General features: G+C 58.0%; 24 protein-coding genes. 15 read left to right on the forward strand and 9 right to left on the reverse strand.

Features of this window, described 5'->3' with window-relative positions:
- Positions 1 to 62: 62 nt before the first annotated feature.
- From ABRP31_RS01885 to ABRP31_RS01895, 3 genes are all read right to left on the reverse strand, one after another.
- The gene (locus tag ABRP31_RS01885) at positions 63 to 704 is read right to left on the reverse strand and encodes an oxidoreductase (RefSeq protein ID WP_349972828.1); all 642 of its coding nucleotides are present in this window, start codon (positions 702 to 704) and stop codon (positions 63 to 65) included.
- Positions 705 to 729: 25 nt separating this feature from the next.
- The gene (locus ABRP31_RS01890; RefSeq protein WP_349972827.1) at positions 730 to 2,454 is read right to left on the reverse strand and encodes a C13 family peptidase; all 1,725 of its coding nucleotides are present in this window, start codon (positions 2,452 to 2,454) and stop codon (positions 730 to 732) included.
- Positions 2,455 to 2,590: 136 nt separating this feature from the next.
- Positions 2,591 to 3,046, reverse strand: coding sequence for a MaoC family dehydratase (locus tag ABRP31_RS01895; RefSeq protein WP_349972826.1), 456 nt, complete (start codon positions 3,044 to 3,046; stop codon positions 2,591 to 2,593).
- 190 nt (positions 3,047 to 3,236) lie between these two features.
- Here ABRP31_RS01895 and ABRP31_RS01900 point away from each other — a divergent pair, with 190 nt between their 5' ends.
- The 3 genes from ABRP31_RS01900 to ABRP31_RS01910 are packed head-to-tail and all read left to right on the forward strand — an operon-like array spanning position 3,237 to position 4,914.
- Positions 3,237 to 3,605 carry a CidA/LrgA family protein gene (locus ABRP31_RS01900; RefSeq protein WP_349972825.1) on the forward strand — a complete coding sequence of 123 codons (369 nt, stop codon included), beginning with the start codon at positions 3,237 to 3,239 and terminating at the stop codon, positions 3,603 to 3,605.
- Positions 3,595 to 4,311, forward strand: coding sequence for an LrgB family protein (locus tag ABRP31_RS01905; RefSeq protein ID WP_349972823.1), 717 nt, complete (start codon positions 3,595 to 3,597; stop codon positions 4,309 to 4,311). The genes ABRP31_RS01900 and ABRP31_RS01905 overlap by 11 nt, the downstream gene beginning before the upstream one ends.
- A gap of 12 nt (positions 4,312 to 4,323) precedes the next feature.
- On the forward strand, positions 4,324 to 4,914 hold the full coding sequence (locus tag ABRP31_RS01910) for an LON peptidase substrate-binding domain-containing protein (RefSeq protein ID WP_349972821.1): 591 nt from the start codon (positions 4,324 to 4,326) through the stop codon (positions 4,912 to 4,914).
- Positions 4,915 to 5,087: 173 nt separating this feature from the next.
- Here the strand turns inward: ABRP31_RS01910 and ABRP31_RS01915 are convergent, their stop codons facing one another.
- On the reverse strand, positions 5,088 to 6,404 hold the full coding sequence (locus ABRP31_RS01915) for a bifunctional DedA family/phosphatase PAP2 family protein (RefSeq protein WP_349972820.1): 1,317 nt from the start codon (positions 6,402 to 6,404) through the stop codon (positions 5,088 to 5,090).
- Positions 6,405 to 6,406: 2 nt separating this feature from the next.
- Positions 6,407 to 7,078 (reverse strand): DNA-3-methyladenine glycosylase, encoded by a 672-nt coding sequence (locus ABRP31_RS01920; RefSeq protein WP_349972819.1) that lies wholly within the window; start codon positions 7,076 to 7,078, stop codon positions 6,407 to 6,409.
- Positions 7,079 to 7,416: 338 nt separating this feature from the next.
- Between ABRP31_RS01920 and ABRP31_RS01925 the strand changes: the two genes are divergently transcribed.
- From ABRP31_RS01925 to lipA, 12 genes are all read left to right on the forward strand, one after another.
- The gene (locus tag ABRP31_RS01925; RefSeq protein ID WP_349972818.1) at positions 7,417 to 8,688 is read left to right on the forward strand and encodes a glutamate-5-semialdehyde dehydrogenase; all 1,272 of its coding nucleotides are present in this window, start codon (positions 7,417 to 7,419) and stop codon (positions 8,686 to 8,688) included.
- A 64-nt stretch (positions 8,689 to 8,752) separates the two neighbouring features.
- Positions 8,753 to 9,397: a nicotinate-nucleotide adenylyltransferase gene (nadD, locus tag ABRP31_RS01930; protein ID WP_167384342.1), complete on the forward strand. Its 645-nt coding sequence runs from the start codon at positions 8,753 to 8,755 to the stop codon at positions 9,395 to 9,397.
- Positions 9,398 to 9,413: 16 nt separating this feature from the next.
- Entirely contained in the window at positions 9,414 to 9,815 is a 402-nt protein-coding gene (rsfS, locus tag ABRP31_RS01935; RefSeq protein ID WP_087267622.1) for a ribosome silencing factor, read from the forward strand.
- Between the two features lie 9 nt (positions 9,816 to 9,824).
- Positions 9,825 to 10,292: a 23S rRNA (pseudouridine(1915)-N(3))-methyltransferase RlmH gene (gene rlmH, locus ABRP31_RS01940; protein WP_087267625.1), complete on the forward strand. Its 468-nt coding sequence runs from the start codon at positions 9,825 to 9,827 to the stop codon at positions 10,290 to 10,292.
- Positions 10,293 to 10,304: 12 nt separating this feature from the next.
- Positions 10,305 to 12,206, forward strand: a complete 1,902-nt coding sequence (gene mrdA / locus ABRP31_RS01945; RefSeq protein ID WP_087267628.1) for a penicillin-binding protein 2 — start codon at positions 10,305 to 10,307, stop codon at positions 12,204 to 12,206.
- A 31-nt stretch (positions 12,207 to 12,237) separates the two neighbouring features.
- A complete protein-coding gene (gene rodA / locus ABRP31_RS01950) occupies positions 12,238 to 13,341 on the forward strand; it encodes a rod shape-determining protein RodA (RefSeq protein WP_349972835.1) in 1,104 nt (367 codons plus the stop codon).
- Between the two features lie 17 nt (positions 13,342 to 13,358).
- Positions 13,359 to 14,366 (forward strand): lytic murein transglycosylase B, encoded by a 1,008-nt coding sequence (gene mltB, locus ABRP31_RS01955; RefSeq protein WP_349972817.1) that lies wholly within the window; start codon positions 13,359 to 13,361, stop codon positions 14,364 to 14,366.
- Complete coding sequence (locus ABRP31_RS01960; protein ID WP_087267634.1) at positions 14,366 to 15,373, forward strand: septal ring lytic transglycosylase RlpA family protein; 1,008 nt, start codon at positions 14,366 to 14,368, stop codon at positions 15,371 to 15,373. Before mltB ends, ABRP31_RS01960 begins: the two co-directional genes overlap by 1 nt.
- A gap of 239 nt (positions 15,374 to 15,612) precedes the next feature.
- Positions 15,613 to 16,773 (forward strand): D-alanyl-D-alanine carboxypeptidase family protein, encoded by a 1,161-nt coding sequence (locus tag ABRP31_RS01965; RefSeq protein WP_087267637.1) that lies wholly within the window; start codon positions 15,613 to 15,615, stop codon positions 16,771 to 16,773.
- Positions 16,774 to 16,860: 87 nt separating this feature from the next.
- Positions 16,861 to 17,136 (forward strand): DUF493 domain-containing protein, encoded by a 276-nt coding sequence (locus tag ABRP31_RS01970; RefSeq protein ID WP_087267640.1) that lies wholly within the window; start codon positions 16,861 to 16,863, stop codon positions 17,134 to 17,136.
- Positions 17,136 to 17,783, forward strand: a complete 648-nt coding sequence (gene lipB / locus ABRP31_RS01975) for a lipoyl(octanoyl) transferase LipB (protein ID WP_349972816.1) — start codon at positions 17,136 to 17,138, stop codon at positions 17,781 to 17,783. Before ABRP31_RS01970 ends, lipB begins: the two co-directional genes overlap by 1 nt.
- Before the next feature lie 2 nt (positions 17,784 to 17,785).
- Complete coding sequence (gene lipA / locus ABRP31_RS01980) at positions 17,786 to 18,817, forward strand: lipoyl synthase (RefSeq protein WP_087267647.1); 1,032 nt, start codon at positions 17,786 to 17,788, stop codon at positions 18,815 to 18,817.
- Between the two features lie 106 nt (positions 18,818 to 18,923).
- Here lipA and ABRP31_RS01985 read toward each other — a convergent pair whose 3' ends face one another.
- From ABRP31_RS01985 to lptE, 4 genes are all read right to left on the reverse strand, one after another.
- Positions 18,924 to 20,243: a lytic murein transglycosylase gene (locus ABRP31_RS01985; protein WP_349972815.1), complete on the reverse strand. Its 1,320-nt coding sequence runs from the start codon at positions 20,241 to 20,243 to the stop codon at positions 18,924 to 18,926.
- 84 nt (positions 20,244 to 20,327) lie between these two features.
- Positions 20,328 to 20,483, reverse strand: a complete 156-nt coding sequence (arfA, locus tag ABRP31_RS01990) for an alternative ribosome rescue factor ArfA (protein ID WP_087267653.1) — start codon at positions 20,481 to 20,483, stop codon at positions 20,328 to 20,330.
- Between the two features lie 251 nt (positions 20,484 to 20,734).
- Positions 20,735 to 21,772 (reverse strand): DNA polymerase III subunit delta, encoded by a 1,038-nt coding sequence (gene holA, locus ABRP31_RS01995; protein WP_349972814.1) that lies wholly within the window; start codon positions 21,770 to 21,772, stop codon positions 20,735 to 20,737.
- 230 nt (positions 21,773 to 22,002) lie between these two features.
- The gene (gene lptE, locus ABRP31_RS02000; protein ID WP_349972813.1) at positions 22,003 to 22,608 is read right to left on the reverse strand and encodes an LPS assembly lipoprotein LptE; all 606 of its coding nucleotides are present in this window, start codon (positions 22,606 to 22,608) and stop codon (positions 22,003 to 22,005) included.
- Between the last annotated feature and the right edge of the window lie 25 nt (positions 22,609 to 22,633).

Below are 22,633 nucleotides of genomic sequence, written 5' to 3' on the forward strand. Positions count from 1 at the left end.
ACAGGAAAGCATTCCAAATCAGATAGTTGTAGTTGTTTGAGAGGGGCGCTGGTTTCAGGAAATCACTTCCCCAAACGCCTTAATTCATCCGACTCCACAATCCGCACCCCTGATTGCTCTTCAAGCGCCAGACGCCAAAGCGCTCTGCCTAACGTGCACGCTTCAATCGCACCATATTTTCCCGGAATCAGCTTGGCCAATGGTGCTGCAAGTTGTTCAGCCAGACGCTGTTCGCTGCGGTTGCCTACCAGCAGGGAAGGTCGGGCGATGGTCAGTTGCGGCCAGTCCTGGGCAATGAGCGCCTGCTCCATCTCGCCTTTGATACGCGTATAGAAAACGCTGGATTTCGGGTCGGCATTGATCGCGCTGATCACCAGCAAATGCCTTGCGCCCAACTCCCGGGCGCGTTTGGCGAAGGCCACGACCAGATCCAGATCAACCGCTTTGAATGCCTCTTGCGAACCTGCCTGTTTGATCGTTGTACCCAGGCAGCAGAACGCGATATCGACCTGCCCACTCAAACCGGGCAACAGCCCGCTCAGTTCGCCGACCGGGTTTTCCAGATGCGAATGCTCGGGTACTGGCCGACGAGTCGGTGCCAGCACGCGGCTGATAGTGGGTTCATTGAGCAGGCGATCCAGCAAGTGTTCGCCGGTGAGACCGGTAGCTCCCGCAAGCAGGATGTGTTGAGGCGTCAAGTACATAAAATTCTCCCTTGATACCGACAGCTTAGTGGCTTGCAGCAGTCTTCGCTTCCTTGCGGATCATCGTGGTATTCAGGGCCCGTTCCGCCTGGTTTTTGCGTAGCAATTGCCAGCGGGAAATCACGCCCTTGGGTGCCCAGATCTGCGGCTCAGACGCTTCGTAGTTATCTGCTATCTCACGTTCTGCGACGAATGCTTTGGCGTCGCTGAAGGCTTGTTGCAGGTCATCGGTTTCGACCAGCGCCTTGGCAAATAGTGCATCGCCAAAATAAGTGAAGTCCGCTTCTTCCGAACAGCCAAAGGAAACCCGGTCAGCGCGGGAGGCAGTCATGATCAGTGTGCGGTCGTCTTTCAGCGCCGGGATGAAGCCGCCGGAATAACAAGCCGAAATGACGATGACTTTGTCGCGATTCTTCAGCGGTGCCAGCGCTTCAGCCAGTTCGTCGGCGGGCAGGTCGGCCAGTTCCAGGCGTGGCTGATCCAGCACAAGTTCATGCTCGGCAGTGCCGTGGCTGGTCAGGTAGATGAATACCAGGTCTTCCGGACCGCTGCGTTGTGCCAGGGTTTTTACCGCACGGCTGATGCTTTCCCGGGTGGCCAAGGGACGGTCGATCATGTGGTCGCGATGGTTGACCAGCGTGATCTGCCCAAAAGCCCCGAAGCGTGAGGCCAGTAAATTGTTGACGTAGTCGGCTTCGCGCAGGAACACGCTTTGTTTGCCGTCGCCACCCACCACCAGACTGAACAACTCCACCGCTGGCGTGGAAGCAGGAACGGTCGACAATGATTTTTCCAGCAGCGGGCCCTGCGCCAGCAAGCCAGCTTCCAGTGCGTCGGGCAGCAACTTGCCCTTGGCGTCGCGGATCAATTGGCCGTTGGCCCACGTGCCGCTTTGCACGCTGCCCTGAATCGGCGTCAGCACGCCTTGGCCCTGATAGACGTCATCAGCGAATTGCCCAACGTAGGTGCTGCCGTCCACCAGTCTCAAGCGGCCTTGGCCGGTAAAGCGCCAGTTAGTGAATTCACCCTGATAACGGCTGCCATCGGCACCGATCAGTTCGCCTTTGCCGTTTAACGCGCCAGCTCTGAACTGACCGACCCAAACGTCGCCATCGCTGTTTTCGTAGCGGCCGCGACCATCCAGTTGGTTGTTGCGAAAGCCACCGACGTATTGATCGCCTTCGGCGCTGGTAAAGCTGCCGTTGCCTTCCAGCTTGCCGTTGACGAATTTGCCGCTGAACTGGTTACCGCTGGCGTCGCTGCGCAGGCCTTCTCCGTTGGGCTTGCCGCGGGCAAACATGCCTTGGTACTGGCTGCCGTCTTCGAGTTCGATTCGGCCCAGCCCTTCGTACTGGTCGGCCTTGAAGGCGCCGCGATAAGTCAGGCCTTTTTCTTTGAGCGTGCCTTCACCCTCGCGGCGTCCTTGTTTGAAGCCGCCGACGTAAACACCGCCGTGGGTGATCAGTGTGCCCTGGCCGTCGAACAGGCCGTTGGCGAAGCCGCCCTTATAAGTGTCGCCATTGCTCGCGTGCCATTCGCCGTGGCCCTGCCATAGCCCGTCCTGAAACTCCCCGGCATACCAACTGCCGTTGGGATAGTCGATACGACCTTGCCCCTGCAGTAAGCCGTTGACCACATCGCCGCGATAGCGCCCGCCGTCTGGCAGGCGCGCATCAGGCGGGGACAGCGGTTCGCCGTCGCCGCAAGCAGCGAGAAGAAAAGTCAGAGCCAAAGGAACAAGCGCGCGCATGGTCAATCCCGAACAATATGATTTCAGGTGTGCAGATAAGGGGGTGAGGGCGTTCTGTGCACAACCGCAGGGAGTATGCCGCAGCGAGTATTAGCGACGAAACAGTCTGTAACGACTGTTTCGTGTTTTGGCGGTGTTACACGAAGCACATCGACAGCGGCTCAGCGATGAACGCGGGCTTTTCCTGCCCTTCTATTTCCAGCGTTGCCGTGGCTTTGAGCAACCATTGGCCGGTTTTTTTCTCGGTCACTTCCGTCAGCGCGACTTTTAGACGAACGCGCGAATCGACTTTAACCGGCTGAATGAAGCGAACGCTGTCCAGCCCATAGTTGATCACCATTTTCAAACCTTCAGGCAGAACCAGCAGGTCCTCCATTAGCTTGGGAATCAACGACAGCGACAGGAAGCCATGGGCGATGGTCCCGCCAAATGGCGTCTGCGCAGCTTTGACCGGATCGACGTGAATGAACTGGAAATCGCCTGTGGCTTCGGCGAATAAATTAATGCGTTCCTGGTCGATGGTCAGCCAATCGGAATGTCCCAATTCCTTGCCGATGTAGTCCTTGAGTTCTGCAACAGGTACAAAAGGCATGTCCACTCTCCTTGTCTCTACTGACGTTGTTGTCGCTTTTTACTTTTTATTGCGTAGGATTTTGCCTTCGCGTGCGACACAAAGATCAGCAGAGAGAGTGGGATTGGTCAAGGAAACGTAACCTCGCGAATGCCCGTCCATAGCTGTACAAGGTGCTTATAATGGCCCCGCGAATCTGCTGGAGCTTTCTATGTTGCTAAGGGGCCTGACCTGGCTGGTGCTGTTTCAATTGCTCGGCACCGCGCTGAATCATTTGTTCTTGTCTATCTTGCCGGGCCCGATCATTGGTCTGGTGCTGTTGCTGGCATTCCTCATGGTGCGCGGCGAAGTCAGCGAGCCCATCAGTCAGGCTGCCAGTAGCCTGTTGCGCTACCTGCCGTTGCTGCTGGTGCCGCCCGCCGTAGGTGTCATGGTTTATGCGGCAGCGATTGCCGAAGACTTCTGGGCGATTGTTGGCGCGTTGGTACTCTCGCTGATGGTTGCCCTGACCTTTGCCGGCTGGCTGATGCAGAAACTCATCGAGCGTCAGGCGCGTGCCGGGAGCCATCATGACGCTTGATTGGTACGGCGCCGCGATGTCGGTGATCCATCATCCCTTGTTCGGCATTGCGATAACTCTGGGTGCTTATCAACTGGCGCTGGCTGCTTATGAGAAGACTCGGCTGGTGTTCCTGCAGCCCGTATTGATCTCCATGCTGGTGTTGATTGGCGTGCTGACCGCCTGTGGCGTGAGCTATACGGAGTACCGCAAGAGCACGGAAATCCTCAGCGTACTGCTGGGGCCGGCGACTGTTGCCCTGGCTGTGCCCCTTTATCTGAATCTGCGCCGAATTCGTCAGTTGTTGTGGCCGACCTTAACTACGCTGGTAGTGGGCGGCGTGTTCGCCACGGGGCTGTGTCTGTTGCTGGGGCGGTGGTTCGGTGCCGATCACATGATTTTGATGACCATGGCGCCGAAGTCAGTCACGTCGCCGATTGCCATGCTCGTTGCTGAGCAGATTGGCGGTGTTGCGGCACTGGCCGCAGTGTTCGTGCTGATTACCGGCGTGCTTGGCGCTATATTCGGGCCAGGCTTGCTGACGCTGGCGCGGGTCGATAATCCTGCTGCGCGGGGCATGGCGCTGGGCCTGACGGCGCACGCCGTCGGCACTTCAATCGCGTTGCAGGAAGGTGAGGAGTGCGGCGCTTTCGCTGCGCTGGGGATGAGTTTGATGGGTGTCGCGACGGCTTTATTTCTGCCGTTGGCGGTGTCTATGATCGTTTAAAGGTGCATATGTATGACATTGCCTCTGTTTCCGCTTAATGCTGTGCTGTTTCCGGGGTGCATTCTCGACCTGCAACTGTTCGAGGCACGCTATCTGGACATGATCGGGCGCTGCATGAAGCAGGGCGAGGGATTCGGTGTCGTGTGCATTACGCAAGGCAGTGAAGTCGGCGACGCTCCCAGCGGATATTCATTGATCGGCTGCGAAGCACTGGTGCGTGATTTCCAGACGCAGGACAACGGCCTGCTGGGAATTCGTGTCGAAGGTGGGCGGCGGTTTCGTGTGCTGAGCACCGAAACTCAGCGCGATCAATTGCTGGTTGCTCAGGTGCAGTGGCTGGATGAGCCTCAGGAGCGCCCGCTTCAGGAAGAGGACGCCGACCTGGTGGCGCTGCTGGCTGCGTTGGCTGAGCATCCGATGGTGGAGGCCCTGAATATGGGGCTCAAGGCCAATGGTCAGTGGTCGCTAGCCAATCAGTTGGCCTACCTGCTGCCGTTCACCGAAGAAGACAAAATCGAGTTGCTGGAAATCGACGACCCTGAAGATCGTCTGGATGCCATTCAGGATCTGCTCGACGAAATGCAGGGCGATATTCAGGCTTGAAAACACTGAACCTGTAGGTGCTGACGGGCACCGCGAGGTCTTAAATTGGAATGCAATTCCCGTGGGAGCGGTAGCTTGCCCGCGATAAGGCTGGACGCGGTTCACTTTAAATCGCATCGACCTTATCGCGGGCAAGCACCGCTCCTACAGGGGATAGCGTTGTGTCAGGGAAACTAATACTGATAACGCAGCACCGCATGCGGCAACGAGTACAGCGCGAAACCACCGAACAGCGCTACCAGTGAAGGCAGTACCAGCCACCAGATCCTCACGGGCAAGGCGGGCAGCGACGACTGTCGTTGCACCAGGCTCAGGCTGATCGCGCAGAACGTGAACGCCAGCAGCATCCCGGCCAGTACGTCAGTCGGCCAGTGCACACCCAGGTAGACCCGTGACATGGCAATCGAAATGGCAGGGAGCCCGCCCAGCATCAACCATGTCAGGCGCAGTCGCACCGGCTGGCCGCGACCGGCCAGTACTGCCAGGGTCATGAAAAACGCAAAGGCCGCAGAACTGTGTCCGCTGGGCATGCTGTAAGTGGTCAGCGGTTCCAGCAACACCTCAGGACGCTGACGAGCGAACACCCACTTCATTCCACCGTTGGCACACGCCGTACCGAGCGTCGTAATGCCTGCAAATACGGCATGACGCCATTGCCGTGTCGCAAGCAGCAGGACCAACAGCAAGGCCGCTGCATAGAATTGAGTGCGGAAGTCGCCCAGACCGGTCACCACGATCACGAACTGATCGACTACCGTGCTGCGGTGTTCCTGGATCAGGGTCATGATGCCGTTATCAAGCTGCGTCAGGTGCGGCCAGCCGAAGAATATGGCCGCGAGCAGTACCGCACTGGTGGCGGCGATAATTTCGGTAGCGTGCTTTTTAGTGCGCAGGCTGGTCTGGATGGCGACGCCGATCAGTATTGCCAATCCGCCGCCGACCACGCCCGCCTGAGGCCAGAAACCTTCCGGCAATGGCAGTCGAACGGCAGCACCGGCTGCCCAGCCCGGCAGTAAATAAGCTATCGACCAGCCAGCCGCCGCGATCACGCTCACGGCGGCGAAGCGCGGGAACGGCATGTCGAACATGCCCGCCACCATCGGCAGCATCGGACGCAGCGGCCCAATGAAGCGGCCGACCAGCAGACTGGCGATGCCGTAACGCTGAAAATAGGTTTCTGCGCCGCCGATCCATTCTGGATGTGTGCGAAGGCCTGGAAGACGTCGAATGCTCTGATGGTACTTGCGACCAATGACGTAGGACACCGCATCGCCCAGCAGACCGCCGAGAAAGCCCAGCAGCAGAACTTCACCCAGCGGCAGAATTCCGCTGCCGGCCAGCGCTGCAACGGCAAACAGCACGACTGTACCCGGCACGATAATCCCGACAATCGCGACGCATTCAACGAACGCGATCAAAAAGATCGCCACGCTCAGCCACGAGGGATTGACCGCGAGCCAGCCGGTGATGCTGTCGAGCCATTGGCCCATGGTTAATTTCCTTGATCGAGATAAAAGTAGTCGCGCCCTTCGACCTGACCGCGTCGCAACGGGTTCCGTGTGCAGAAGCGAGCGTAATCAGCGTCGACGAAGCGGTACATCAGGTGTTCATCACGTCCCGCAGGTATGCCCAGGCGGGTGGTCTGGATGATACGAGATGGCGTTTGGCCGACATCTTCCACGAGCAACAAATTTGCATCGAAACGTTTCGCATCCCACATCGGTACTTTGAGCCCTAGCGCTTTGCACAGTAGCGTCTGACCTGCGCACAAGCGCTCGGGCGCACGTAGCCCGCCGCTGGCATCGGGGTTGTTCAACTGCATTCTGGCAAGGCTGTTGGCGTCCGATACGGCATCGACCCATGGGTGGGCTGATTTGATCAGTACCGCGTTGCCCGGCCCTTCGGCGCTGAAGTTAAGCGAATCTCCGCCGCGTGCGTAGTACATATAGATATGCCCGCCGTCGAGAAACAGCGCTCTGCGTTTTTCGGTATAGCCGAGTGACGCGTGGCTGCCTTTTTCGGCGAAATAGTAAGCTTCTGTTTCGATAATTCGCGCCGCCAGCCAGAGATCGCCAACCTTGTGCCTGATGACTTTACCCAGCAGTGCCTGCGCCAGGACTTGTGCGTCGCGGTTGAAAAAGCTGTCGGGCAGGGCAGTTGGCATGGCGTGGTTACAGAGCGTGGGCGGACGCTGATGATATCAATGCGAGGCTTAATTGCAGCTGAATGTGACAGATTCAAAATCCGCCTTTGCGTTTATAGGAGCTGCCGAAGGCTGCGAAGCATTTACCCTGACACACCGTCATCGTAGCCTTCGGCAGTCACTACAAGTCACTTGGTTGTTGCGCGACAGTTCTGTGTCAGGGGCACAAGGCGATCTCCTGCATATGAATCTGCGCTTCATTTCACCCCGTTATCGACCATCCGCCTGTGACCGCTGTCGTTAGCGTCGCCCGACAGCTATAATCGGCCGCTTTCTTCTCTGCCAAGACCTCTGAGACCATGACTGAGTCCGTTCTTGACTACATGACCCGCCTGGGTCGCGCCGCCCGCGAGGCTTCGCGAGTGATCGGCCGTGCCAGCACCGCGCAGAAAAACCGCGCCCTGCTCGCCACCGCCGCCGCTCTGGACGAAGCCCGCGACGAGTTGTCCGCTGCCAACGATCTGGACCTGGCCGCAGGTCGCGCCAATGGTCTTGAACCGGCCATGCTTGAGCGTCTGGCCCTGACCCCCGCACGTATCGATAGCATGATCGTCGGGCTGCGTCAGGTGGCCAGCCTGCCCGACCCGGTTGGCGCGATTCGCGACATGAGTTTTCGGCCGTCAGGTATTCAAGTCGGCAAGATGCGTGTGCCACTGGGTGTGGTCGGGATCATCTACGAGTCGCGTCCTAACGTGACCATCGATGCTGCCAGTCTGTGCCTGAAGTCGGGTAACGCCACTATTTTGCGTGGTGGCTCCGAAGCGATTAACTCCAACCGGGCGATTGCTGCCTGCGTACAGCGCGGTCTGGCCGAAGCCGATCTGCCCGCTGCCGTGGTGCAAGTGGTGGAAACCACTGATCGTGCCGCCGTTGGCGCACTGATCACCATGCCTGAGTACGTTGACGTTATTGTTCCGCGTGGCGGCAAGGGTCTGATCGAGCGCGTCAGCCGTGATGCGCGTGTGCCAGTTATCAAGCATCTGGACGGTATCTGCCACGTCTATGTCAGTGCCCACGCTGATCTGCCCAAGGCTCAGCGCATCGCCTTCAACGCCAAAACTTATCGTTATGGTATTTGCGGTGCTATGGAGACGTTGCTGGTTGATCAAACCATCGCTGCTGATTTTCTGCCTCAGATGGCTGCCCAGTTCCGCGAAAAAGGCGTTGAACTGCGAGGCTGCGAGCGCACCCGTGATCTGATCGAAGCTATCCCGGCCACCGAAGAAGACTGGAATACCGAGTATCTGGCGGCGATTCTGTCGATTCGTATCGTGACCGGCCTGGATCAAGCCATCGAACACATCAACCACTATGGCTCGCATCATAGTGATGCCATCGTCTCTGATCACCAGGGTCAGGTCCGCCGTTTCATGGCTGAAGTCGACTCCAGCTCCGTAATGGCCAATGCACCTACCAGCTTTGCCGATGGCTTTGAATACGGATTGGGTGCCGAGATCGGCATTTCTACTGATAAGCTGCACGCCCGCGGCCCGGTCGGCCTGGAAGGTTTGACCTGCGAGAAGTACATCGTGATCGGCGACGGCCAGTTGCGCGGACAGGAGCCAGTCTGACTTGAGCGCACCTGTGCAGCACGCGGCAACGCCTGCGGATGCTGTAGTCGAGGCCGTTGCGGTCATGCCAAAGCGTATCGGTATGCTGGGCGGCACATTCGACCCGGTCCACATCGGTCACTTGCGTGGCGCCCTTGAGGTTGCCGCGTTGCTTGAACTTGATGAGTTGCGCCTGACGCCCAGCGCCAGGCCGCCTCATCGCGACACGCCGAGTGTCAGCGCAATGGACCGTCTGGCGATGGTTCAATGCGCAGTGGCCGGCGTGGCGCCCCTGACGGTGGATGACCGTGAACTGAAGCGGGACAAACCGTCGTACACCATCGACACCCTGGTATCGATGCGCGCCGAACTGGCCGCAGAGGATCAGTTGTTCCTGTTGCTGGGCTGGGATGCTTTTTGCGGGCTACCCACCTGGCATCGTTGGGAAGAGTTGTTGGAGCACTGCCATATAGTGGTGCTTCAGCGCCCGGACGCAGACAGCGAGTCGCCGGATGCCATGCGCAATCTGTTGGCGGCACGCGCGGTCAGCGATCCGAAGGCCCTTGAGGGGCCGGGCGGACACATTACATTCGTCTGGCAGACGCCTTTATCAGTGTCTGCCACCCAGATCCGCCAACTGCTGGCCAGCGGTAAGTCGGTACGTTTTCTGGTGCCAGACGCCGTACTGGCCTACATCGAGGAGCACGGGCTGTACCGTGCTCCCAATTGAACTGAATGAGTTTTATATGACCAAGCAAAAACTAAACACTATTTCCGGCGAAGAGCTGGTTGAACTGACCAAGGCTGCTCTGGAAGACGTCAAAGCCCAGGACATTCAGGTCATCGACGTGAAAGATAAGCACAGCCTGACTGACTACATGGTTATCGCTACCGGTACCTCGAACCGTCAGATCAACGCGATGCTCGACAAGGTTCGCGAGAACGTCAAAGCCAAAGGCGCACAGCCTCTGGGCGAAGAAGGCAAAGGCGAAAGCGACTGGGTTCTTCTGGATCTGGGCGACGTTATCGTGCACATGATGACTGCTTCTGCTCGTGCTTTTTATGACCTGGAACGCCTGTGGATGGGCGCAGAACAGAGTCGCGCTGCAAGCGCCGCGCACCACACTCCGGGTAACGAAAGCGAATAAGGCCTCATTGTGCGTCTGCGTCTGATTGCCGTTGGTTCGCGCATGCCCAAGTGGGTGGAAGAAGGCTGGCATGAATATGCCAAGCGTCTGCCATCCGAACTGGCGCTCGACCTTGTGGAGATTCCGCTCAACACCCGTGGCAAGAATGCCGACGTGGCCCGTCTGATCCGTCAGGAAGGCGAGGCCATGCTGGCAAAAGTGCAACCGGGAGAGCGAATCGTGACTCTGGAAGTGCACGGCAAGCCATGGAGCACCGAGCAACTCGCGGTGGAGCTGGACCGCTGGCGCCTTGATTCACGCACGGTGAACCTTATGGTGGGCGGTCCGGAGGGGCTGGCACCCGAAGTCTGCGCGCGCAGCGAGCAACGCTGGTCGTTGTCACCCCTGACGTTGCCGCACCCTTTGGTGCGCATCCTCATTGGTGAGCAGATCTACCGCGCCTGGACAGTTCTGTCCGGGCACCCCTATCACAAATAGCATCGCGCCCTCATGTCTCAGCCGATCCGCCTAAAAGACCACGAAAAAGACGCACGCCTTGTGCGTGGTCGCGTCGTGGTCGGGGCTGTGGCCGTCGTGGTGCTGGTATGCGTGTTGATTGCCCGGCTGTACTTCCTGCAGGTCATCCAGTACGACTATCACTCGACCCTCTCGGAAAACAATCGTGTTCATGTGCAGCCGATCCCGCCAAGCCGCGGCTTGATCTTCGACCGTAATGGCGTGGTGATTGCCGACAACCGGCCCAGCTTCAGCCTGAGCATGACCCGTGAGCGTTCTGGCGACTGGGCGCAGGTGCTGGACACCATCGTCGAAGTGCTGGAGCTGACGCCGGATGACCGATTGATCTTCGAAAAGCGCATGAAACAGGGGCGGCGACCTTTTGAGCCGGTGCCTATCCTGTTTGAGCTGACCGAGGAGCAGATCGCGCTCGTGGCAGTGAACCAGTTCCGTCTGCCGGGTGTAGAGGTCGTGGCGCAACTGGTGCGTCATTACCCACAGGGCGCGCACTTTGCGCACTCGGTGGGGTACATGGGGCGGATCAACGAGAAAGAGCTGAAGAGTCTGGATCCGGTTAACTACAGTGGTACCCACCACATCGGTAAAACCGGGATCGAGCGTTTTTACGAAGAGCAGTTGCACGGTCAAGTGGGTTACGAAGAAGTTGAAACCAACGCTCGTGGTCGTGTATTGCGGGTGCTCAAGCGTACTGATCCTGTGCCGGGCAAGGACATCGTCCTGAGTCTGGATATCAAGCTTCAGGAGGCTGCCGAGGCCGCACTCGCCGGCCGTCGTGGCGCAGTTGTGGCCATGGATCCGAGAAACGGCGAAGTGCTGGCGATGGTCAGTGCGCCGAGCTTCGATCCCAACCCATTTGTAACCGGGATCAGCTTCAAGGCTTACGCTGAGCTGCGTGATTCCATCGATCGGCCGCTGTTCAACCGGATATTAAGGGGCTTGTACCCGCCCGGTTCGACCATCAAGCCTGCCGTGGCAATTGCCGGGCTCGACGCGGGAGTGGTCACGGCCTCGAGTCGGGTCTTCGACCCGGGTTACTACCAGTTGCCCAACTACGATCACAAATACCGTAACTGGAACCGCACCGGCGATGGCTATGTGGATCTGGACACGGCGATCATGCGTTCCAACGACACCTATTTCTACGATCTGGCTCACAAACTGGGCATTGATCGGCTTTCCAGCTACATGAACAAATTCGGCATTGGACAAAAAGTGTCGCTGGATATGTTCGAAGAGTCCCCCGGTTTGATGCCGTCACGGGACTGGAAGCGCGCGACCCGTCGTCAGGCCTGGTTCCCGGGTGAGACATTGATTCTCGGGATCGGCCAAGGCTACATGCAGGCTACGCCGTTGCAGTTGGCTCAAGCTACCGCGCTGGTTGCTAACAGAGGTGTGTGGAACCGGCCGCATTTGGCCAAGACCATCGAAGGCGAGAAGCCGGTCGATGAAAATCCGATGCCCAATATCGTCTTGCGCAACCCATCTGACTGGGACAAGGTCAACCACGGCATGCAGCAGGTTATGCACGGTGCTCGGGGGACGGCGCGCAAGGCTGCGATTGGTGCGCAATACCTGATCGCTGGCAAAAGCGGTACAGCGCAAGTCGTGGCGATCAAGCAGGGTGAGAAATATGACCGTTCCAAGGTTCAGGAGCGCCATCTCGACCACGCCCTGTTCGTAGGCTTCGCGCCGGCCAATGACCCCAAGATCGTTGTTTCGGTCATGGTGGAAAACGGCGAGTCTGGCTCGGGCGTTGCTGCCCCTGTGGTGCGTCAGGTAATGGATGCCTGGCTGCTCAAACCCGACGGAACACTCAAACCTGAATATGGCGGCGCTCAAGCCGTGGAGGCCGCGGCCAGTGCCAGTGAAGAGTAACTTCGACCGCATTCTGTCCAGCGAAGACGTGATGCGTCGTCGCGCGACTTTTTTGCAGCGTATCCATATCGACGGTCCTTTGCTGGTGTTGCTGTTGACTCTGGCGGCGGGCAGCCTGTTCGTTCTTTATTCGGCCAGCGGCAAGAACTGGGATCTGCTCATCAAGCAGGCGAGTTCGTTTGGTATCGGCTTGGTGGCGATGGTGATTATTGCCCAGTTCGAACCCCGGTTCATGGCCCGCTGGGTGCCCGTGCTGTATGTGGTGGGCGTGCTGTTGCTGATCGTCGTGGATGTCATGGGCCACAACGCAATGGGGGCCACTCGCTGGATCAACATTCCCGGCGTTATCCGCTTTCAGCCGTCTGAGTTTCTCAAGATCATCATGCCGGCGACCATCGCCTGGTATTTGTCCAAGCGAACATTGCCGCCCCAGCTCAAACACGTAGGTGTCAGCCTGGCGTTGATCGGCGTGCCGTTTGCCCTGATTGTCCGCCAGCCTGACCTGGGGACCTCGTTGCTGATTCTGGCGTCTGGTGCGTTTGTATTGTTCATGGCCGGCTTGCGCTGGCGCTGGATTATCAGCGTGATTGCCGCCGCAGTACCGGTGTCGGTCGCGATGTGGTTTTTTATCATGCACGACTACCAGAAACAGCGGGTCCTGACCTTTCTTGATCCGGAAAGCGATCCGCTGGGCACGGGCTGGAACATCATTCAGTCGAAAGCGGCCATTGGTTCCGGCGGCGTATTCGGCAAGGGCTGGCTGCTCGGTACCCAGTCCCACCTGGACTTCCTGCCGGAAAGCCATACCGACTTCATCATCGCGGTGATGGGGGAAGAGTTCGGGCTGGTAGGGATTTGCGCATTGTTGCTGATCTATATGCTGCTCATCGGGCGAGGGCTGGTGATCACGGCTCAGGCGCAGACATTGTTCGGCAAGTTACTGGCTGGCGCATTGACGATGACATTTTTTGTTTACGTTTTCGTCAACATCGGTATGGTCAGTGGCCTGTTGCCGGTAGTGGGTGTGCCGTTACCCTTCATTAGCTATGGAGGAACTTCGCTCGTGACGCTGCTGTCAGCCTTTGGGGTTTTGATGTCGATCCATACACACCGTAAATGGATCGCGCAGGTTTGATTAAGGTGAAGAATTCAATGCAAGTAGTGCGTAACTGGGCTCGATATGCTCCGGTGGTCGGTCTGGTTGGCATTCTTGGATCTGTTCAAGAAGCATTTGCTGGCGATTACGAAGGTTCGCCGCAAGTCGCCGAATTTGTCGGTCAAATGACCCGCGACTATGGCTTCGCGGGTGAGCAGTTGATCGACGTGTTCCGCGAAGTGGAACGCAAACAGGCGATTCTCGACGCGATCTCCCGTCCAGCAGAGCGGGTCAAGCAATGGAAAGACTATCGCCCTATGTTCATAACCGATGCGCGGATCGCGCGAGGTGTGGACTTCTGGCGTCAGCACGAGGCCGCTCTGGCGCGCGCCGAACAGGAATATGGCGTTCCTGCTCAGGTGATCGTGTCGATCATTGGGGTAGAGACGTTCTTCGGTCGCAATACCGGTAATTACCGTGTGATTGATGCCTTGTCGACGCTGGGCTTTGATTATCCGCCTCGCGCTGAGTTCTTCCGCAAAGAGCTGCGCGAGTTCCTGTTGCTGGCCCGCGAAGAGCAAGTTGATCCGCTGACCCTCAAAGGCTCTTATGCCGGTGCCATGGGCCTGCCGCAGTTCATGCCTAGCAGCTTCCGCGCCTATGCAGTGGATTTCGACGGTGATGGACACATTAATATCTGGACCGATCCGGATGATGCCATTGGCAGTGTGGCCAGTTACTTCAAGCAGCATGGCTGGGTGGCTGGCGAACCAGTGGTCAGCCTTGCAAGCGTGCGCGGTGAACGTGTCGATGAAGGCCTGACACCGGGCATTGATCCGGTAAAGACCGTCGGGGAGTTGCGAGCCTTGGGGTGGTCGAGTCATGATGCGCTGCGCGACGATCTGCCGGTGACCGCATTCAAGCTGGAAGGCGAAAACGGACCTGAATACTGGATGGGTTTGAAGAATTTTTATGCAATTACTCGCTATAACCGCAGTGTGATGTACGCCATGAGTGTTCATCAGCTGTCTGAATTGTTGGTTCAAGCTCGGGGCGTCAAGTAATGCGGGCATTGCCGATGGTTACATCTTTGAAGTTGATGGCGTTGGCTTCGCTGTCATTGCTGGTGGTCAGCTGTTCGTCTCCCAGTCGTCCTGTGCAGAAGGGCACTGCGGGCATCTCTTCGCCGCCAGGCCTGGACATCAACCGTGCCCATAAAGATGGCGCACCCTGGTGGGATGTGGATATCTCGCGTATCCCGGATGCTACGCCGAGCCTGCACACCGGGCCTTACAAGGCCAACCCATACACCGTGTTGGGCAAAACCTATTTTCCCATCCAGGATTCCCGGAACTACGTCGCGTCGGGCACTGCGTCCTGGTATGGCACCAAGTTCCATGGTCAGAACACCGCCAACGGCGAAGTTTATGATCTGTACGGCATGAGCGCGGCGCACAAGACGCTGCCACTGCCCAGCTATGTAAAAGTGACTAACCTGGACAATAACCGTACGGTGATTCTGCGGGTCAATGATCGCGGACCTTTCTATTCGGACCGTATCATCGACTTGTCCTACGCGGCGGCCAAGAAGCTTGGCTATGCCGAGACCGGTACTGCGCGAGTCAAGGTCGAGGGCATCGATCCACAAGTGTGGCTAGCGCAAAACGGGCGTCCTGCGCCGCTGCTGCCAAATCAGCCGCAAGCGATCCCGCAAGCACCCGCACCCGCTTTGATTGCTTCCGCCGGGACCATTGAGCAATACACACCACCGCCGCAACAGCACGCTGCGCCTGCTGTGCCGTTTGACGCAAAAAAAAACGCTTCCGTACCAGTCTCTGGGCTGTATCTCCAGGTGGGCGCGTTCGCCAACCCGGACGCTGCAGAGCTCCTGAGGTCGAAATTGAGCGGGATGGTTCGGGCACCGGTGTTCGTGAGTTCGATAGCCCGCAATCAACAGACACTCTATCGAGTTCGAATGGGGCCGATCGAGACGCAGGGTGAAGCCCAGCAAATGCAAAACAGCGTAAGGTCAGCCAATCTGGGTCAGCCTAGCGTCGTAACACTGGATTAATAGCCGTTCACGTCCCGCCGAGAGTGGGGGACTGATCGGTTTACAGTTGCCTGCCGGACTCGTTGCCATCAGAGCAAGCCGCGCGGGCAACTGTCCATGAGTCTGTCTGTCGAACAGGCGTCTCATGGGCCAGGATTAGAGCCTGGCACCGCCGGTCGATGGAGGCGCTACCGCTTCCATTGACCCGTTAAGCTTTGCCCGCGAGGGCATGTTTGCCCATTAGCAATTTCGAGAGACGGATGAACATCACCACCTTTGCAAAACGCTTGTGCCTGCTTGTACCGCTGATCATCACTCCGGCTGCCTGGGCCGCCGAGCAGATGACGCCTTCCGCTCCGCAACTGGCTGCCAAAGCCTACGTGCTGATGGACGCCAGCAGCGGTAACGTTCTGGTCGAGAACAATGGCGACCAGCGTTTGGCGCCCGCCAGCCTGACCAAACTGATGACCGCGTACATCGCGACCCTGGAAATCCGTCGTGGTCAGATCGGCGAGAACGACCCGGTGACTGTCAGCGAGAACGCCTGGCGCACCGGTGGTTCGCGCATGTTCATCAAAGTGGGCAGCCAGGTCACCGTCAGCGACTTGCTGCACGGGATCATCATCCAGTCGGGCAACGACGCCAGCGTAGCGCTCTCCGAGCACATCGCAGGCAGCGAAGACGCCTTCGCCGACATGATGAACAAGACTGCTGCCGATCTTGGCATGACCAACAGTCACTTCATGAACCCGACTGGCTTGCCGAACCCGGAGCATTATTCGTCTGCTCACGACATGGCCACTCTGGCTCGCGCGATCATCCACGAAGATCCGGCTCACTATGCGATCTACTCGCAGAAGGAGTTCTTCTGGAACAACATCAAGCAACCTAACCGTAACCTGCTGCTGTGGCGTGACAAGACCGTCGATGGTCTGAAAACCGGTCACACTGACGAAGCGGGCTACTGCATGGTGTCTTCTGCTGTTCGTGATGGCATGCGTTTGATCGCTGTTGTATTCGGTACTGCCAGCGAGCAAGCTCGCGCTGCCGAAACCCAGAAGCTGCTGACCTACGGTTTCCGTTTCTTCGAAACCCAGAACTTCTATCAGAAGGGCACTGAGCTGGCTCAGGCTACCGTCTGGAAAGGCACCGAGCGTCAAGTCAAAGCTGGCCTGGCTGAAGACCTGAGCATGACCATGCCAAAAGGCGAGATGAAGAAGCTGACCGCCAGCATGACCATGAATCCGCAACTGGTTGCGCCAATCGCCAAGGGCGACGTGATCGGCAAGGTTGAAGTGAAGATGGAAGACAAAGTCGTCCATACTGCCAACCTGATCGCCCTCGATGCTGTAGAGGAAGGTGGCATCTTCCGCCGTGTGTGGGATAGCATTCGTCTATTCTTCTACGGCCTGTTCAACTGATAACAGTACAACGCCGACCATGACGCGCCCGCTCATACCCTGAGTGGGCGCGTTTCCGTCTTCACGGCTTGTGAGAGCTTTACTGCCATGACAGATTCCGACGTCAAGTCGCACAAAATCGAATTCCCCTGTGATGATTACCCGATCAAAGTGATTGGCGATACCAGCGTAGGGTTTACTGACCTCGTAATGGAAATCCTGGCCAAGTACGCCAAGGTTGATATGAAAACCCTCGCCGAGCGTCAGAGCAGCAACGGTAAATACACGACAGTTCAACTGCACATCGTCGCTACGGGCGAAGACCAACTGCGTGACATCAATAGCGCACTGCGCGCTACGGGTCTCGTGCACATGGTGCTTTGATGGCCGCAACGCTGGGCGTTCGCGAGCTGGGCCAGATCGATTACGAGCTGGCCTGGCATGCGATGCAGCGCTTTACCGACCAGCGCGGTAAAGAGACTCAGGACGAGATCTGGTTGGTGCAGCACGCACCGGTTTTCACTCAGGGACAGTCCGGTAAACCCGAACATTTGCTGTTGCCGGGCAATATTCCGGTGGTACAGGTCGATCGCGGCGGCCAAGTGACCTATCATGGCCCCGGCCAATTGGTGGTCTACCTGATGCTGGATGTCAGACGCCTTGGTTTCGGTGTGCGTGATCTGGTAACCCGGATCGAGAACAGCCTGATCGACTTGCTGGCCAGTTACGGTGTAACGGCTGCAGCCAAGGCTGATGCGCCGGGTGTGTATGTCGAAGGAGCGAAGATTGCGTCCCTGGGGCTGCGAATTCGCCAAGGTTGCTCATTCCATGGTCTGGCGCTCAACGTCGACATGGACCTTGAGCCCTTTCGACGGATTAATCCCTGTGGATACGCAGGGCTGGCAATGACCCAGCTGTGCGATCATGCAGGCCCGATTGAATTTGCCGAGGTAAGTGCCCGGCTGCGCACGCAGCTCGTCAAACACCTCGACTATGCTGAGCAGACGACCCTAACGGGCGGAATCGACTGATTATGACTACTGCGACTGATATTGCGGATAACGCCGTACAAACCTTGATCCCCAGCGTTGATGTTTCCGAGCGTGCGCCCCGGCCGAAAGTCGAGGCCGGCGTAAAGCTGCGCGGTGCGGAAAAAGTTGCGCGTATCCCGGTAAAGATCATTCCAACTGTCGATCTGCCGAAGAAGCCTGACTGGATTCGCGTTCGTATCCCGGTTTCCCCGGAGGTTGATCGCGTCAAGCAACTGCTGCGCAAGCACAAGCTGCACAGCGTTTGCGAAGAGGCTTCCTGCCCCAACCTGGGTGAGTGCTTCTCCGGTGGTACTGCGACCTTCATGATCATGGGTGATATCTGCACCCGTCGTTGCCCGTTCTGCGACGTCGGCCATGGTCGCCCGAAGGCGCTGGACGTCAACGAGCCGACCAACCTGGCCGTCGCTATTGCTGATCTGCGTCTCAAATACGTGGTGATCACCTCGGTTGACCGCGATGACCTGCGTGACGGCGGTGCCCAGCATTTCGCCGACTGTATCCGCGAGATCCGCAAGCTGTCGCCAAACGTGCAGCTGGAAACGCTGGTTCCGGACTATCGTGGCCGTATGGACGTTGCGCTGGAAATCACCGCAGCCGAGCCGCCAGATGTGTTCAACCACAACCTGGAAACCGTGCCGCGTCTGTACAAGGCTGCGCGTCCGGGTTCCGATTACCAGTGGTCATTGACTCTGCTGCAACGTTTCAAGCAAATGGTCCCGCACGTACCGACCAAATCCGGCTTGATGCTGGGCCTGGGTGAGACCGACGAGGAAGTCATCGAGGTTATGCAACGCATGCGCGAGCACGACATCGACATGCTGACCCTGGGCCAATACCTGCAACCTTCCCGTAGCCACTTGCCGGTGCAGCGTTTCGTGCACCCGGACACCTTCGCGTGGTTCGCTGAGGAAGGCTACAAGATGGGCTTCAAAAACGTCGCGTCCGGTCCGTTGGTACGTTCTTCGTACCACGCTGATGAGCAGGCCAAGATCGCCGTCAAGGCAATGGTCTGACGCTTTAAGCGCTGATCGTTTGAGCTACAAACAAAACGGGCCGGATATCACTATCCGGCCCGTTTTTGTTTTGGAGGGTGTTAGGGACAACCCCGTAACCAAGGAGCTATGGCTTGCGCAGGTTTTGCAACAGCTCCTGCGTCGGATACCCATCTGCTGGCCAACCCAACGCTTGCTGAGCGCTGCGAATGGCTTTGCGCGTATTGGCGCCGATAATGCCGTCCGGGTTGCCTGCATCGTAACCGCTTGCCGAGAGCAGGCTTTGCAGTTCCATGCGCTCAGAGCGGCTTAGAGGGACGTCTCCACGCGGCCAGCTTCCTTCGACGAGGCCGCCACCCTGGAATCGGCCTGACAATAGCCCGATCGCCAACGCATAGGACGAAGAGTTGTTGTAACGCAGGATTGCGCGGAAATTATCCATCACCAGAAACGCCGGGCCTTTGTAACCAGCTGGCAACAACAGTGCAGCTTGTTGCTGTAAGGCGGTCGCTGGCAGGGCGCTGCCGTTAGGCAACGTCAGGCCCAGTTGCTGCCATTCGGCCAGGCTCTTGCGGGTCGAGGCATCAGCCAGCGCATAGTTGAAGCCATTGGCGAGTTTCACCTCATAGCCCCAAGGCTGACCGGTCTGCCAGCCAGAGCTTTGCAGGTAATGCGCAGTAGACGCGAGGGCATCCGGAGCGCTGTTCCAGATATCCCGACGCCCGTCACCGTCGAAATCCACTGCGTGGGTGTTATACGTCGTGGGGATGAACTGGGTCTGGCCCATCGCGCCGCCCCAGGAGCCGATCATTTGCTCAGGGGCTATATCGCCCTGTTGCAGAATTTGCAGTGCGGCCAGCAACTGGTCCTGAGCGAAGCTGCGACGGCGACCTTCATAGGCCAGAGTCGCCAGTGAGCGAATCACCGATTGAGAGCCTTGGAACTGCCCGAAATTACTCTCCATGCCCCAGACTGCAACCAATGCATTGCGATCCACGCCGTAACGCTGCTCGATGGTTTGCAGAACGCCTGCATATTGGTTGAGCAATGCTTGCCCTTTACGCACCCGCGCGTCAGAGATTGCTCCGTCCAGATACTCCCAGACCGGGCGGGTAAATTCCGGCTGGCTACGGTCTGCCTTCACCACCTTCATATCCGGCGTCACACCGATGAAGGCACGGTCGAAAATGTCTGGTCTGATACCGGCCTTGAGCGCCTGCGTGCGGAAACCTGCCTGCCAGTCGGCGAAGCTCATGGTTGGCAAGATATCGAGATTGGCATCCACAGCAATGGCCGGAGCCGGTGAGGCGAGCGGCGTTGTAATCGCGCGTGGAAGTGGCGTGGCATCGGCTGCTGTCGGCTTTTCCGCACAGGCAACTAACAGGATAAGGCTGGAGGCAGCGATCATTTGGCGCAGTTGCCAACGTCGGAAAAAACAAGAGGGCATGCTTGGGTCCAAGGTATTACCGTTAGATGCAGACCTTAACATGCCTGCAGGCCGGAAAGGACCTCGGGGAACAGTCGCGATGTTTCAGGCCGCCAGAAAGTAAGAAGCCTCCCAGCTTTTAGACTGGAAGGCTTCGCGGCGGTAGCTACCTTTGCCTTTGCCGGGTTGTTCCTGGCGGCTGCGGAACAATGGCTGGGCGATGATGGATTTGGCCTTGTTGGGCCGCTTTGGCTTTTTCATGACGGGTGCTCTCTCGGCTGTTAAGTAAGCGGCGCGAATGATCGACCCAAGACAGGGCCGTGTCTAATTGATCTGCGCTATCGCTGGCAAATCTCTGTGGAGGGTTATCTATTTGCCAGCAAATCCAGTCCCAGTAGGAGCAGGGCTTGCCCGCGATACAAACACCTCTGTGCAACAGACATATCGCATCATCGTTCATCGCGGGCAAGCCCGGCTCTCAAAGGAAACTCGTTTCACCTGTGGGAGCGGATTTACTCCGCTGGCAACGCCAGACGCTGCCCAGCCATGAGCAGCGACAACCGGCTCAAGCTGCTCCAGGGTGAGCCAACCGCCTGGCCTTTGATCTGCGCATCAATGCGTTGCGCATCCATCAGCAGCTCGCCCCAGCGTTTGGCCGAGTAGCGTTGCAGAGCCTTGCTCATCAGCGGCTTGCGCTTGTCCCAGATAGGCGGGCGGGCCGAGCTGAACGCCTTGTCCAGTGGCATGCCCTGACTGAATTGCAGCGCAAGATTCGCCAATACTCGCAGCTCGCGAGAGAGCGCCCAAAGAATGACCGGTGGCTCTACACCTTCGCCGCGCAGGCCTTCAAGCATGCGCAAAGCGTGTGAGGCCTCGCCGTTCAGGATGGCATCGGTCAGCCCGAAAACGTCAAAGCGCGCACTGTCAGCTACCGCAGCCTGTACGGTCTCGACCGTTATCTGGCCTTCTTCGGCCATCAGCTTGAGTTTTTCGATTTCCTGAGCTGCGGCCAGCAGATTGCCTTCGACTCGAGCCGCTATCAGCTCCACAGCATCCTGACTTGCAGCCAGACCAGACTGAGAGAGACGCTGGCGAATCCACTGCGGCAGTTGCCCTGCATCCACCGGCCAGATCTGCACAAATTGGGTTTGTGCGCCTTCTATCAGTGCCTTGCCCCATTTGGTTTTCTGCGCGCTGCCATCAAGCTTGGGCAGGCTGACCAGCAGCAGCGTGTCTTCGGCCGGACGCGAGCAGTATTCCATCAGCGCCGCAGCGCCTTTGTCTCCGGGCTTGCCGGAAGGAAGGCGTAGCTCCAGCAGGCGACGTTCGGCGAATAGCGACATGCTAGCCCCGGCCTGTAGCAGCGTGCCCCAGTCAAAGCTGGAGTCGGCGCTGAAGACCTGACGCTCATCAAACCCTTGCTGCCTTGCGGCGGCTCGAATGGCATCGGCGGCTTCTTGGCAGAGCAACGGGTCGTCGCCGCTGACTATGTAGACAGGCGACAGCGTGCCTTGCAGGTGTTTGCCGAGTTGGGCGGGGGCGAGTTTCATCTGAAATTCCTCGTTGTCCCTGATACCGCGCCATTAAGCAGCAAACACCGGGTCTTTGCAGGAGTGAGCTTGCTCGCGATTCGGTCTGACCGTCGCCAAATTGCTGACGTGGAAAACGCTATCGCGAGCAAGCTCACTCCTACAGAAAAAATGCGTTTCAATTGAGATATTTGCATTTTTAGACGGCTAATAAAACGCGGGGGCCAGCAACGAGCTGGCCCCGAACATTTTTAGCGGGAAGGGATTTCGATCGGCGACTGTTGTGGTGTTTCGTCGCGAATACGTTGTGCAGCTTCCAGTGCATCGGCTTCTGCCTTGGCAACGGCATCTGCTTTGGCTTGTAGCTCGTCCAGTTGCGCCGGGGTCAGTTGTTGCAACTGGGACATCAGATTCTGGATGAGGTCACTGCGCATTTCGTTACGAACTTGCGCTGCCTGCATGTCGGAACCGATCAGGTTGTTGCCATCATGCACGTAGATCTTTTCGATCTGTACTTTACGTGTCAGCAGCTCGCGGTTCTGACTGCCTTTGATCTGGTAGTTAAGCATCGTGTTCAGCGTGTATTCAACCGAACGGCCCGCACCACCGGAGCTCGCGGCACGTTGGGTTTCCTGTTCGTTTAGAATAACCAGCTTGTAAGGCGCACCTGTGTAGATTTTTACACCGCTTCCTTCCAGAACCTGACGCAGTTGCACAACGGTTTTACCGTAGGCATCACGTGCGCTGAGGTCCAGCTCCTTGATGGAAAGCTGGTTTTCGCCAGTACCACGCAGCTGGAAACCACAGGCACTCAACAGTACCGCGAGGCCCATAACCAGCAAATTGCGTTTGATCATCTTGATGCTCCCCTTGAATCCGTTT

The organism is Pseudomonas caspiana, from assembly GCF_040224095.2.
GTDB lineage: Bacteria > Pseudomonadota > Gammaproteobacteria > Pseudomonadales > Pseudomonadaceae > Aquipseudomonas > Aquipseudomonas caspiana.

What these genes read in the sequence shown, in the direction of transcription:
- ABRP31_RS01885 (WP_349972828.1), bottom strand. Translation starts at nt 704, where the DNA reads ATGTACTTGACGCCTCAACACATCCTGCTTGCGGGAGCTACCGGTCTC.
- ABRP31_RS01890 (WP_349972827.1), bottom strand. Translation starts at nt 2,454, where the DNA reads ATGCGCGCGCTTGTTCCTTTGGCTCTGACTTTTCTTCTCGCTGCTTGC.
- ABRP31_RS01895 (WP_349972826.1), bottom strand. Translation starts at nt 3,046, where the DNA reads ATGCCTTTTGTACCTGTTGCAGAACTCAAGGACTACATCGGCAAGGAA.
- ABRP31_RS01900 (WP_349972825.1), top strand. Translation starts at nt 3,237, where the DNA reads ATGTTGCTAAGGGGCCTGACCTGGCTGGTGCTGTTTCAATTGCTCGGC.
- ABRP31_RS01905 (WP_349972823.1), top strand. Translation starts at nt 3,595, where the DNA reads ATGACGCTTGATTGGTACGGCGCCGCGATGTCGGTGATCCATCATCCC.
- ABRP31_RS01910 (WP_349972821.1), top strand. Translation starts at nt 4,324, where the DNA reads ATGACATTGCCTCTGTTTCCGCTTAATGCTGTGCTGTTTCCGGGGTGC.
- ABRP31_RS01915 (WP_349972820.1), bottom strand. Translation starts at nt 6,404, where the DNA reads ATGGGCCAATGGCTCGACAGCATCACCGGCTGGCTCGCGGTCAATCCC.
- ABRP31_RS01920 (WP_349972819.1), bottom strand. Translation starts at nt 7,078, where the DNA reads ATGCCAACTGCCCTGCCCGACAGCTTTTTCAACCGCGACGCACAAGTC.
- ABRP31_RS01925 (WP_349972818.1), top strand. Translation starts at nt 7,417, where the DNA reads ATGACTGAGTCCGTTCTTGACTACATGACCCGCCTGGGTCGCGCCGCC.
- nadD (WP_167384342.1), top strand. Translation starts at nt 8,753, where the DNA reads ATGCCAAAGCGTATCGGTATGCTGGGCGGCACATTCGACCCGGTCCAC.
- rsfS (WP_087267622.1), top strand. Translation starts at nt 9,414, where the DNA reads ATGACCAAGCAAAAACTAAACACTATTTCCGGCGAAGAGCTGGTTGAA.
- mrdA (WP_087267628.1), top strand. Translation starts at nt 10,305, where the DNA reads ATGTCTCAGCCGATCCGCCTAAAAGACCACGAAAAAGACGCACGCCTT.
- rodA (WP_349972835.1), top strand. Translation starts at nt 12,238, where the DNA reads ATGCGTCGTCGCGCGACTTTTTTGCAGCGTATCCATATCGACGGTCCT.
- mltB (WP_349972817.1), top strand. Translation starts at nt 13,359, where the DNA reads ATGCAAGTAGTGCGTAACTGGGCTCGATATGCTCCGGTGGTCGGTCTG.
- ABRP31_RS01960 (WP_087267634.1), top strand. Translation starts at nt 14,366, where the DNA reads ATGCGGGCATTGCCGATGGTTACATCTTTGAAGTTGATGGCGTTGGCT.
- ABRP31_RS01965 (WP_087267637.1), top strand. Translation starts at nt 15,613, where the DNA reads ATGAACATCACCACCTTTGCAAAACGCTTGTGCCTGCTTGTACCGCTG.
- ABRP31_RS01970 (WP_087267640.1), top strand. Translation starts at nt 16,861, where the DNA reads ATGACAGATTCCGACGTCAAGTCGCACAAAATCGAATTCCCCTGTGAT.
- lipB (WP_349972816.1), top strand. Translation starts at nt 17,136, where the DNA reads ATGGCCGCAACGCTGGGCGTTCGCGAGCTGGGCCAGATCGATTACGAG.
- lipA (WP_087267647.1), top strand. Translation starts at nt 17,786, where the DNA reads ATGACTACTGCGACTGATATTGCGGATAACGCCGTACAAACCTTGATC.
- ABRP31_RS01985 (WP_349972815.1), bottom strand. Translation starts at nt 20,243, where the DNA reads ATGCCCTCTTGTTTTTTCCGACGTTGGCAACTGCGCCAAATGATCGCT.
- arfA (WP_087267653.1), bottom strand. Translation starts at nt 20,483, where the DNA reads ATGAAAAAGCCAAAGCGGCCCAACAAGGCCAAATCCATCATCGCCCAG.
- holA (WP_349972814.1), bottom strand. Translation starts at nt 21,772, where the DNA reads ATGAAACTCGCCCCCGCCCAACTCGGCAAACACCTGCAAGGCACGCTG.
- lptE (WP_349972813.1), bottom strand. Translation starts at nt 22,608, where the DNA reads ATGATCAAACGCAATTTGCTGGTTATGGGCCTCGCGGTACTGTTGAGT.